General features: G+C 67.6%; 9 protein-coding genes. 8 read left to right on the forward strand and 1 reads right to left on the reverse strand.

The annotated features are described in order from the left end of the window. Positions 1-36: 36 nt before the first annotated feature. The 3 genes from QMX85_RS22160 (at position 37) to QMX85_RS22170 (ending at position 3,827) form a co-directional block, all read left to right on the forward strand. Positions 37-837: a gamma-carboxygeranoyl-CoA hydratase gene (locus QMX85_RS22160; RefSeq protein WP_282344559.1), complete on the forward strand. Its 801-nt coding sequence runs from the start codon at positions 37-39 to the stop codon at positions 835-837. Beyond that, positions 834-2,774, forward strand: a complete 1,941-nt coding sequence (locus QMX85_RS22165; protein WP_282344561.1) for an acetyl/propionyl/methylcrotonyl-CoA carboxylase subunit alpha — start codon at positions 834-836, stop codon at positions 2,772-2,774. Before QMX85_RS22160 ends, QMX85_RS22165 begins: the two co-directional genes overlap by 4 nt. A 156-nt stretch (positions 2,775-2,930) precedes the next feature. Next, entirely contained in the window at positions 2,931-3,827 is an 897-nt protein-coding gene (locus QMX85_RS22170) for a hydroxymethylglutaryl-CoA lyase (RefSeq protein ID WP_282344563.1), read from the forward strand. A gap of 1 nt (position 3,828) precedes the next feature. Here the strand turns inward: QMX85_RS22170 and QMX85_RS22175 are convergent, their stop codons facing one another. Next, on the reverse strand, positions 3,829-4,254 hold the full coding sequence (locus tag QMX85_RS22175; RefSeq protein ID WP_282344565.1) for a DUF192 domain-containing protein: 426 nt from the start codon (positions 4,252-4,254) through the stop codon (positions 3,829-3,831). Between the two features lie 104 nt (positions 4,255-4,358). Here QMX85_RS22175 and QMX85_RS22180 point away from each other — a divergent pair, with 104 nt between their 5' ends. The 5 genes from QMX85_RS22180 (at position 4,359) to QMX85_RS22200 (ending at position 11,625) form a co-directional block, all read left to right on the forward strand. Continuing rightward, positions 4,359-5,819: a sigma 54-interacting transcriptional regulator gene (locus QMX85_RS22180; protein WP_282344567.1), complete on the forward strand. Its 1,461-nt coding sequence runs from the start codon at positions 4,359-4,361 to the stop codon at positions 5,817-5,819. A 246-nt stretch (positions 5,820-6,065) separates the two neighbouring features. Beyond that, on the forward strand, positions 6,066-7,457 hold the full coding sequence (locus QMX85_RS22185) for a GntP family permease (RefSeq protein ID WP_282344569.1): 1,392 nt from the start codon (positions 6,066-6,068) through the stop codon (positions 7,455-7,457). A 30-nt stretch (positions 7,458-7,487) separates the two neighbouring features. Continuing rightward, positions 7,488-8,258 (forward strand): 3-hydroxybutyrate dehydrogenase, encoded by a 771-nt coding sequence (locus QMX85_RS22190; RefSeq protein ID WP_282344571.1) that lies wholly within the window; start codon positions 7,488-7,490, stop codon positions 8,256-8,258. 56 nt (positions 8,259-8,314) lie between these two features. Continuing rightward, a complete protein-coding gene (locus QMX85_RS22195) occupies positions 8,315-9,661 on the forward strand; it encodes a short-chain fatty acid transporter (RefSeq protein ID WP_282344573.1) in 1,347 nt (448 codons plus the stop codon). A gap of 11 nt (positions 9,662-9,672) precedes the next feature. Continuing rightward, positions 9,673-11,625 carry an acetoacetate--CoA ligase gene (locus QMX85_RS22200; RefSeq protein ID WP_282344575.1) on the forward strand — a complete coding sequence of 651 codons (1,953 nt, stop codon included), beginning with the start codon at positions 9,673-9,675 and terminating at the stop codon, positions 11,623-11,625. The last annotated feature ends 82 nt before the right edge of the window (positions 11,626-11,707 follow it).

An 11,707-nucleotide genomic window follows, 5' to 3' on the forward strand; every position in this document is an offset into this window, starting at 1 on the left:
GCTTTGGTGCGCGTGGCGCACCCTACAGGAACGACCATGATTGATTTCACCCGCGTCCAGCTCGAAACCGACCCGCGCGGCTTCGCCACCCTGTGGCTGAACCGTCCGCATAAGCACAACGCCTTCAACGCCGAGATGATCCGAGAGTTGACCCTCGCCCTCGCGGCCGTGCGCGCCGACGAGCGTCTGCGCTTTCTCCTGCTGCGCGGCCATGGTCGCCACTTCTCCGCCGGCGCCGACCTGGCCTGGATGCAGCACGCGGCGACGCTCGACTATGCCGCCAACCTGGCCGATTCACAGGAGCTGGCGGAGCTGATGTACCGCCTGCACGACCTGCCCGTCCCGACCCTGGCCGTGGTCCAGGGCGCGGCATTCGGCGGCGCCGTGGGCCTGGTCAGTTGCTGCGACATGGCCATCGGCGCGCTCGATGCGCAGTTCAGCCTGTCCGAGGTGCGCATCGGCCTGGCGCCCGCGGTGATCAGCCCCTTCGTCGTGCAGGCCATCGGCGAGCGCGCCGCGCGCCGCTACGCGCTGACCGCCGAGCGCTTCGACGGCCCGCGTGCCCGCGAGCTGGGCCTGCTGGCCGACTGCTACCCGGCGGAGAAACTGGAGTCGCGCATCGAGGAATGGATCGCCACGCTGCTGCTCAACGGCCCGCAGGCGATGCGCGCCAGCAAGGCGCTGCTGCGCGAAGCCGGCAGCGGCGTGCTCGGCCCGGCGCTGCGCCAGTTCACCGAAAGCGCCATCGCGCGGATTCGCGTCAGCGCCGAGGGCCAGGAAGGCCTCAATGCCTTCCTGGAAAAACGCACGCCCGCCTGGCAGGAGCAGCCGGAATGAACGCACACGACGAGCTGAGCCCGGCCCTCTCCGGGACGCAAGGCACGACGCCCATCACCACTCTCCTCGTCGCCAATCGCGGCGAGATCGCCTGCCGGGTGATGCGTACCGCGAAAGCCCTCGGCCTGACCACCGTGGCCGTGCACAGCGCCATCGATCGAAACGCGCGGCATGTGCGCGAGGCGGACGTAGCCGTCGATCTCGGCGGCGCCAAGCCGGCGGACAGCTACCTGCTGATCGACAGGATCATTGCCGCCGCCCAGGCCAGCGGCGCCCAGGCGATCCATCCGGGCTACGGCTTTCTTTCCGAGAACGCCGACTTCGCCCGCGCCGTCGAGGCTGCTGGTCTGGTGTTTCTCGGCCCGCCGGCCAGCGCCATCGACGCCATGGGCAGCAAATCGGCCGCCAAGGCGCTGATGGAGGCTGCCGGCGTGCCACTGGTGCCCGGCTACCACGGCGAGGCGCAGGACTCGCAGACGTTCCGCGATGCCGCCGCGCGCATCGGCTACCCGGTGTTGCTCAAGGCCGCCGCCGGTGGTGGTGGCAAGGGCATGAAGGTGGTCGAACGCGAGGCGGACCTTGCCGAAGCCCTACAGTCCGCCCAGCGCGAGGCGCAATCGGCGTTCGGCGATTCGCGCATGCTGGTCGAGAAATACCTGCTCCAGCCACGCCACGTGGAAATCCAGGTGTTCGCCGATGCGCACGGCAACTGCCTGTACCTCAACGAGCGCGACTGTTCGATCCAGCGCCGCCACCAGAAGGTCGTGGAGGAAGCGCCGGCGCCGGGGCTGTCGCTGGAACTGCGCCGGGCCATGGGCGAAGCCGCGGTGAAGGCCGCGCAGGCCATCGGCTACGTGGGCGCCGGCACCGTGGAGTTTCTGCTGGATGCCCGCGGACAGTTCTTCTTCATGGAAATGAACACCCGCCTGCAGGTCGAGCACCCGGTCACCGAGGCCATCACCGGCCTCGATCTGGTTGCCTGGCAGATCCGCGTGGCGCGCGGCGAGCCGTTGCCGATCACTCAAGCCCAGGTGCCGTTGCGTGGTCACGCCATCGAGGTGCGCCTTTACGCCGAAGACCCGCAGAATGAATTCCTCCCGGCCAGCGGCGCGCTCACGCTGTACCACGAGCCTGCCGCCGGGCCGGGACGCCGGGTCGACAGCGGCGTCCGCGAAGGCGACGAGGTATCGCCGTTCTACGACCCGATGCTGGGCAAGCTGATCGCCTGGGGCGAGAGTCGCGAGGAGGCTCGCCAGCGCCTGCTGGCGATGCTCGACGAAACCGCCGTGGCCGGGGTGAAGACCAACCTGGCGTTCCTTCGGCGCATTCTCGCGCACCCGTCCTTCGCTGCCGCGGAACTGGATACCGGCTTCATCGAACGTCATCAGGCCGACCTGCTGCCGGCACCCGGCGAGCTGTCCGACGCCTTCTGGCAAGCGGCCGCCGACGCCTTCACGGAAAGCGAAAGCCCGCACGTTCGCGGCGACGACCCTCACTCGCCCTGGAGCGCGCGGACCGGATGGCGCAGCGTCCTGCCCGCGCACACCACCGTGCACCTGGCTTGCGGCGCCGAGCGACGCCGGGTAAGGCAGGTCTCGACGAATGCGCACCCGCGCCCGCAGAGCTTCCGGCGCGACGACAGGCTGTATGTGAAATGGGAAGGCGAGCTGCACGCCATCGAGCGGGTCGATCCCATCGCCGCCGTCGAGCGCGAGCACGCACACCATGGCGGCCTGACCGCGCCCATGAACGGCAGCATCGTCCGGCTGCTGGTGGAACCCGGCCAATCGGTGGAAGCCGGCACGGCGCTGGTGGTGCTCGAAGCGATGAAGATGGAGCACAGCATCCGCGCGCCGCAGGCCGGTACGGTGAAGGCGCTGTATTGCGGCGAGGGCGATATGGTCGGAGAAGGTGCGGTGCTGGTGGAGCTTTCGTAGGCCAGGCTTGTCGAGGGTGCCTCGCGTCGTAGGGTGCGCCATGCGCACCATCTGCAGCGAGGTTTTCTCTGGTGCGCACAGCGCACCCTACGACCACGGACCGCAGAATTGCGTTTGCGGGGTTCGCGAGCAAACGATCGTGATCTGGAGATTGCCATGAACTTGCCCACCCACGTACGGCTGGTCGAAGTCGGCCCGCGCGACGGACTGCAGAACGAGAAAAAGCCAATCAGCGTGGCCGACAAGGTTCGCCTGGTCGACGATCTGACTGCCGCCGGGCTCAGCCATGTCGAGATCGGCAGTTTCGTCTCGCCGAAGTGGGTGCCGCAGATGGCCGGCAGCGCCGAGGTGTTCGCCGGCATCCAGCGCAAGGCTGGCGTCACCTACGCGGCGCTGACGCCGAACCTGAAGGGTCTCGAGGCGGCGCTGGAGTCCGGGGTCGAGGAAGTCGCGGTATTCGCCGCGGCGTCGGAGAGCTTCTCGCAGCGCAACATCAACTGCTCCATCGACGAAAGCCTGCAGCGCTTCGTACCGTTGCTGGAAGCCGCGACGACGGCCGGGGTTCGCGTGCGCGGCTATGTGTCCTGCGTGCTGGGGTGCCCGTACGAAGGCGCGGTCGCGGCGGAGCGCGTCGCCGTCGTGGCGCGCGAACTCGATGCGATGGGCTGTTACGAGGTTTCCCTCGGCGACACCATCGGCACCGGCACGCCCGGCGCGACGCGTCATCTGTTCGAGGTGGTCGGCCGCGCCGTGCCGCGCGAGCGCCTGGCCGGGCATTTCCACGACACCTACGGACAGGCGCTGGCGAACGTCTACGCCAGCCTGCTGGAAGGTATCGCGGTGTTCGATGCCTCGGTGGCCGGGCTGGGCGGCTGTCCCTATGCGAAAGGTGCCACCGGCAACGTGGCCAGCGAAGACCTGCTCTACCTGCTCGATGGCCTGGGCATCGTCACCGGCGTCGATGCCGACCGGCTGATCGCCGCCGGCGAGCGCATCTGCGCGGTGCTCGGCCGCGAAAACGGTTCCCGCGTGGCCCGAGCCCGGCGCGCCTGAGTCATTCCTGCGGCAGATGCATAAGCGGTTGTCCGGGAACGACACCGTGCTCGGCGAACCAGCCCTGGCGCATTTCAAGGCCGTAGAGCGCGTCCTGCGCGGAGCAATGCTCGGTGTCGTCGAACGGCTGCATGTCGACGATGTTCAGCACCCGCCCCTGTTCGTCGAGGAAGGCTGCCGACAGCGCCAGCGGTGTATCGCGCATCCAGAAACAGTGCCGGGTGAGCTCGTCGAAGACGAACAGCATGCCCTCATCCTCCGCCAGGCGCTCGCGCCCCATCAAGCCGGCCTGGCGCTGCTCGCGTGTGCTCGCCACCTCGACGCTCAGCGCATGCCCGTTAAGCTGCATGAGCGTGCGCGGCAACAGCTCCGCCGCCAACCCGGCGGACAGCAGCAGCGTCGCCAGCGTGATGGTTTTTCGATACATGCTTCCTCCTGTCCGCACCGGGCGCTGGGTATGATAGCGCGACAGCCCGCCTCCGCCTGAGCCGTGCGGACGCGGGCCTCCACCGACCAGAGAACCGAGCAGCGATGATCGACGACGAAGCCCTCAAGGATTACCAGCGGGTACGCCAGATGGCGATCCGCTCGCTGTTCGAGATCGTCGAGGAATCCAGCGAGGGCACGGTGATCGTCGACCGCGAGGCCCGCATCGTCTGGATGAACGAGCGCTACGCGCGACGCTTCGGCCTGCCGAACGCCGAGGCCGCCATCGGCAAGCCCTGCGAGAGCGTGATTCCCACCAGTCTGATGCGCGACGTGGTGCAGACCGGCCAGCCGATCCTGCTCGACCTGCTGGATACGCCGAAGGATCAGTTGGTGGTGATGCGCCTGCCGATCCACGACCAGGCCGGCCTGATCATCGGCGCCATCGGCTTCGCGCTGTTCGACGAGCTGCGCAACCTGTCGCCGCTACTGACCCGTTATCAGAGCCTGCAGAAGGAGCTCGCCTCGACCCGCTCGCTGCTGCAAACGCGCCGCGCCAAGTACAGCTTCTCGCACTTCATCGGCACCAGCCCGGCGAGCCTCGCGGTCAAGCGCACCGCCCGGCGCAGCGCCAGTACCGATTCGCCGGTATTACTGCTCGGCGAAACCGGCACGGGGAAGGAACTGCTCGCCCATGCCATTCATGCCACCTCGGTGCGCGCGCACAAACCCTTCGTCAGTGTGAACAGCGCGGCGATTCCGGAAAGCCTCCTCGAAGCGGAATTCTTCGGCACCGCGCCCGGCGCCTTCACCGGCGCCGAGCGCAAGGGCCGCCTGGGCAAGCTGCAGGTGGCCGAGGGCGGCACGCTGTTTCTCGACGAGATCGGCGACATGCCGCTGGCGTTGCAGAGCAAGCTGCTGCGCGTGTTGCAGGAAAAGGAATTCGAGCCGGTCGGCTCCAACGAGATGCTGCGCAGCGACGTCCGTGTGATCGCGGCGACCTCCACCGACCTGCAGGACGCGGTACGCCGGGGCGATTTCCGCGCCGACCTGTATTACCGCCTCAACGTGCTGCCGATCCTGGTGCCGCCGCTGCGCGAGCGTCTGGAGGACCTGCCGGCGTTGTGCGAGGCGATTCTCGAAGAACTGCAGAGCGGCGACAGCGCGCCCCGCGAGCTCGGCAGCGACGCCCTCGCCCTGCTCGCCCGCCACGGCTGGCCGGGCAACATCCGCGAACTGCGCAACGTACTGGAGCGTGCGGTGCTGCACTGCGAATCCGCAACCCTGGATGCGGCGACGCTGCAACAGGCCATCGGCGTGCTCGCGCCGCTGCCCGCCGGCCAGGCCGCGCCGGCTCCCACCACGGTCAGCCAGAACTTCTACGCCGCCCGCGACGCCTTCGAGAAGCAGCTCATCGAGAACAGCCTCGCCACGCACGCCGGCAACGTCGTGGAGGCCGCGCGCAATCTCGGTCTCGGCCGCTCGACGCTGTACAAGAAGATCATCGCCCTGGGCATTTCGTCTCCGTTCGTGGACGAGTCCACAAACGTGGACAGCACGCCCTAGCGCGTCAAACAGTCGCACCCGCACCTTTTCCGCCGCCACTTGTCTCCCTATGGAGACAGATAAAGCCTATCTAGCTCGCACCTGCGCAGACAATTCCTTGTATTTCAGTGACTTGCGCTAATAGGCACGGTTCTCGCTATAACTCGCCTGCACGTCGCGGCTCGCACCGTGGCGAAAACAAAAACAATTAACCCTGCAGTCGTTCGTCCCTTCCGGGCCGTCGCTGCGGTGCCCAGGAGACACTCCATGAGTGTGATCATCGCGCTCGCAGCCCTCGCGCTGCTGATGCTCGCCGCCTATCGCGGCTACAGCGTCATCCTCTTCGCCCCCCTCGCCGCCCTCGGCGCCGTTCTGCTCACCGACCCTTCCGCTGTCGCCCCGGCCTTCACCGGCGTGTTCATGGAAAAGATGGTCGGCTTCGTGAAGCTCTACTTCCCGGTTTTCCTGCTCGGTGCGGTGTTCGGCAAGCTGATCGAGATATCGGGTTTCTCGCGCTCCATCGTCGCCGCGGCGATCCGCCTGTTCGGCACCCGTCAGGCGATGCTGGTGATCGTGCTGGTCTGCGCGCTGCTGACCTACGGCGGCGTGTCGCTGTTTGTCGTGGTGTTTGCGGTCTATCCGTTCGCCGCTGAGATGTTCCGCCAGAGCGACATCCCCAAACGGCTGATCCCCGCGACCGTCGCCCTCGGCGCCTTCGCCTTCACCATGGACGCCCTGCCCGGCACCCCGCAGATCCAGAACATCATCCCCACCACCTTCTTCGGCACCACCTCGTGGGCGGCGCCGTGGCTCGGGGTGATCGGCACGCTGTTCGTCTTCGGCATCGGCATGCTCTATCTCGAGCGTCAGCGACGCAAGGCGCTGCGCGCCGGCGAAGGCTACGGCAGCGAACTGCGCAACGAGCCGGAAACGCCGGAAGACATCGCCCTGCCGCATCCGCTGCTGGCGCTTTCGCCGCTGCTGCTGGTGGGCGTGGCGAACCTGCTGCTGACGCGCTGGATTCCGCAATGGTACGGCACCACCCACAGCCTGAAATTGGCCGGTATGGCCGCGCCGGTGCAGACCGAGGTCGCCAAGCTGACCGCCATCTGGGCGGTGGAAGCGGCCCTGCTGCTGGGCATCCTGCTGGTGCTGGTGAGCGCCTTCGGGGTGATCCGCAAGCAGCTCGCCGAAGGCAGCAAGACCGCAGTCAGCGGCGCCCTGCTGGCGGCGATGAACACCGCCTCGGAATACGGTTTCGGCGCGGTGATCGCCTCGCTGCCCGGTTTCCTGGTGCTGGCCGATGCGCTGAAGAGCATCCCCAACCCGCTGGTCAACGAAGCGATCACCGTGACCCTGCTGGCCGGCATCACCGGCTCGGCGTCAGGCGGCATGAGCATCGCCCTGGCAGCGATGTCCGACAGCTTCATCGCCGCCGCCAACGCGGCCAACATTCCCCTGGAAGTGCTGCACCGCGTGGCGTCGATGGCCAGCGGCGGGATGGACACGCTGCCGCACAACGGCGCGGTGATCACCCTGCTCGCCGTCACCGGCCTGACCCACCGCGAGGCCTACAAGGACATCTTCGGCATCACCATCATCAAGACCCTCGCGGTGTTCTTCGTCATCGGCGTGTTCTACGCGACCGGCATAGTCTGACCCGCACCGTTTGAAATGAGGAGACTCGACATGATTCTGAACGGCAAGACCGCACTGGTCACCGGCTCCACCAGCGGCATCGGCCTGGGCATCGCCCTGTGCCTGGCGAAGGCCGGCGCCAACCTGGTCCTCAACGGCTTCGGCGACAGCGAGGCGGCGCTGGCCGAGGTTCGCGCGCTCGGCGGCGAGGTCCGCCACCATCCGGCGGACATGACCCGCCCCGAACAGATCCAGGCGATGATCGCCTACGCCGAAGCGGAGTTCGGCGGCGTCGACATCCTGGTCAACAACGCTGGCATCCAGCACGTGGCGCCAGTGGAGGCGTTCCAGGTGGAGCGCTGGGACGCGATCATCGCGATCAACCTGTCCTCGGCCTTCCACACCACGCGCCTGGCGCTGCCGGGCATGCGCGAGCGCAACTGGGGACGGATCATCAACATCGCCTCGGCCCACGGCCTGGCCGCCTCCGCCGGCAAGAGCGCCTACGTCGCGGCAAAGCACGGACTCGTCGGCCTGAGCAAATCGGTGGCGCTGGAAACCGCCACCACCGGCGTGACCTGCAACGCGATCTGCCCCGGCTGGGTGCTGACGCCGCTGGTTCAGGCGCAGATCGACGAGCGCGCTAAGGTGGACGGAGATGTGGCGCGGGCGCGCCACGACCTGCTGGCAGAGAAGCAGCCGTCGCTGGACTTCGTCACGCCCGAGCAACTGGGCGAGCTGGCGCTGTTCCTTTGCAGCGACGCCGCCGCCCAGGTGCGCGGCGCGGCCTGGAACATGGACGGCGGCTGGCTGGCGCAGTGACGGCCGGCGAACCGTTTACGCGGTTTCGGCTCGATAACAATAAGAAGGAGTTCGCTATGTTCGCCAGAATCACCCACCTGAGCGTGCAGATGGTGCAGCGCTATCTGCCCTCGTCGTTCGTGTTTTCCGCCCTGCTCACCCTGTTCGTGCTGGTGCTGGCGATGCTCGGCACCGGCCAGAGCCTGCCGACCATGGTCAACCACTGGAACGCCGGCTTCTGGACGCTGCTATCCTTCGCCATGCAGATGGCGCTGATTTTTGTCACCGGCCACGCACTGGCCAGCGCGCCGCCGGTCAGCCGCCTGCTGGACCGCCTCGCCGCGCTGCCGCGCAGCCCCGGGCAGGCCATCGTCATGGTCACGCTGGTGGCGTTGATCGGTTGCTGGCTCAACTGGGGCTTTGGCCTGGTCATCGGCGCGGTAATGGCCCGTGCGCTGGCGCGTCAGGTCAAGGGCGTCGATTACCCACTGCTGGTCGCCTCGGCCTATTCAGGCTTCCTCGTCTGGCACGGTGGTCTGTCCGGCTCGATCCCGCTGGCACTGGCCAGCGGCGGGCCGGAGCTGAGCAAGGTCACCGCCGGTGTGATCAATACGCCTATCGGCGTCGAGCAGACACTGTTCACCCCGCTCAACTTGACCATCACCGCTCTGCTGTTCATCGGCCTGCCGCTGCTAAACCGGGCGATGCATCCCGCGTCGGCGCAGACCAAAGTCGCCGATCCGGTACTGCTCGCGGAGGAACAGGCCGCGTCGCCAGCGCGAGAGACGCCGGCGCAGCGCATCGACGACAGCCGGCTGCTCGGGCTGACGCTGGTGGCCATGGCGCTGGTCTACTACGTCAACTATTTCGCCGGCGCCGGTTTCGCCCTCGGCCTGAACGTGGTGATCGGTCTGTTCCTCTTCGCCGGCCTGCTGATGCACGGCACGCCGGAACGCTACATGCGCTCGGTGGACATCAGCGTGCGCGGCATCGGCGGGATCGTCCTGCTGTTCCCGTTCTACGCCGGAATCATGGGCATGATGATGGGCGCCAACGCCGATGGCGTGTCGCTGGCCAAACAGATCAGCCAGGCTTTCATCGACTGGTCGTCCGCCGAGACCTTCCCCCTGCTGTCGTTCCTCAGCGCCGGCCTGGTCAACGTCTTCGTGCCGTCCGGTGGCGGCCAGTGGGCCGTGCAGGGACCGATCATGCTGCCGGCCGGGCAGGCGCTCGGTGTCGCGCCGCAGGTAACCGCCATGGCGATTGCCTGGGGCGACGCCTGGACCAACATGATCCAGCCGTTCTGGGCGCTGCCGCTGCTCGGCATCGTCGGCCTTGGCGCACGCGACATCATGGGTTACTGCCTGATAGCCCTGTTCTATTCCGGCGCGGTCATCGCCGGCTGTTTCTATTTTCTTGCCTGACGGACTTCCTCATGAATGCACCCCTCTGGACACCTTCCCCCGAGCGCATCGCCGCCACCCGGCTGGACGCGTTCCGCCGCTACGTGGAAGCGCGCCACGCCGTGCGACTGGCGGACTATCCCGCCCTGCACGCCTGGAGCATCGCCGAGCGCGCGGCCTTCTGGCAGGCGATCGTGGATTTCTTCGAGGTGCGCTTCCATGCCCAGCCCAGTCGCGTGCTGGAGGAAGGCCCGGCGATGCCGGATGCGCGCTGGTTCCCCGGCGCCACGCTGAACTTCGCCGAACACCTGCTGCGCCGTCGCGACGACCGCGCGGCGCTGGTGGCCATCGGCGAGGACGGCTCGCGCGAGGTGCTCAGCCATGCCCAACTGGCGGCGCACGTCGCCGGCCTGCAACGCAGCCTGCGCGAGGCCGGCGTCGGCACGGGCGACCGCGTCGCCGCCTTCATGCCGAACACCTGGCAGACGGTGGTCGGCATGCTCGCCACCGCCAGCCTCGGTGCCACCTGGTCGTCGTGCTCGCCGGACTTCGGCACCCAGGGCGTGATCGACCGTTTTGGCCAGATCGAGCCCAAGGTGCTGATCGCCTGCGCCGGCTACCGCTACGCCGGCAAGAACCTCGACCTGACCGCCAAGCTGAACGAGATCCTCGCCAGCCTGCCGACGCTGCAGCACCTGCTGGTGGTGCCCTACGCGCGCACCGATGCACGCCGGGAGGACTACGCGTCGCCGGCGCGGATCAGCTTCTGGGCGGACTTCTACCAGCCGGGCGGCGAGCCGGAGTTCACCCCGGTGGCGTTCGATGCGCCGCTCTACATCCTCTATTCCAGCGGCACCACCGGCGTGCCCAAGTGCATCGTCCACGGCACCGGCGGTGTGCTCCTGCAGCATCTGAAGGAACATGGCCTGCACACCGACCTGGGTGCCGACGACACCTTGTTCTACTACACCACCTGCGGCTGGATGATGTGGAACTGGCTGGCTTCCGGGCTGGCGCTGGGCGCGACCCTGGTGCTCTACGACGGCTCGCCCTTCCACCCGGGCGCCGAGCGCCTGATGGACCTGATCGACGCCGAGAACATCAGCCTCTTCGGCACCAGCGCCAAGTACATCGCCGCGCTGGAGAAGGCAGGCGTCAAACCGCGCGAGACGCATCGCCTGGAGCACCTGAAGGCGATCCTCTCCACCGGCTCGCCGCTGGCCCATGAGAGCTTCGACTACGTCTACCGCGAGATCAAAGCCGACCTGTGCCTGTCGTCGATCTCCGGCGGCACCGACATCGTCTCCTGCTTCGCCCTCGGTTGCCCGGTGATGCCGGTCTGGCGTGGCGAGTTGCAATGCAAGGGCCTGGGCATGGCAGTGGAAGTGTGGAACGACGACGGTCCCGCCGCGCAGGGCGAGAAAGGCGAGCTGGTCTGCACCCGGCACTTCCCGGCGATGCCGGTGGGCTTCTGGAACGACGCCGACGGCGAAAAATTCCGTAGCGCCTACTTCGAAACCTTTCCCGGCATCTGGGCGCACGGCGACTATGCCGAGGAAACCGCGCACGGCGGGATGGTCATCCATGGCCGTTCCGACGCCGTGCTCAACCCCGGCGGCGTGCGCATCGGCACCGCGGAAATCTATCGCCAGGTGGAGAAGATCGACGAGGTCCTGGAGTCCATCGCCATCGGCCAGGAATGGCAGGGCGACGTGCGCGTGGTGCTGTTCGTCCGCCTGCGCGAGGGCGTTGCTCTTGACGACGCCCTGCGCGAGCGCATCTGCACCACCATCCGCGCCAACACCACGCCGCGCCACGTGCCGGCGAAGATCATCGCGGTCGGCGACATTCCGCGCACCATCAGCGGCAAGATCGTTGAGCTGGCGGTGCGCAACGTCGTGCACGGCCGACCGGTGAAGAACACCGATGCCCTGGCCAACCCCGAGGCGCTGGAGCAGTTCCGCGAATTGGCCGAGTTGCGCTGAACGACTCGGTCAGCCGGCTGCAAGCGTCGTGCTCCGGTGCGCATGGCGCACCCTACACGAACGAGTAGGGTGCGCCATGCGC

It is taken from the genome of Pseudomonas sp. PS02288, assembly GCF_029959715.1.
Classification (GTDB): Bacteria; Pseudomonadota; Gammaproteobacteria; order Pseudomonadales; family Pseudomonadaceae; genus Pseudomonas_O; species Pseudomonas_O kuykendallii.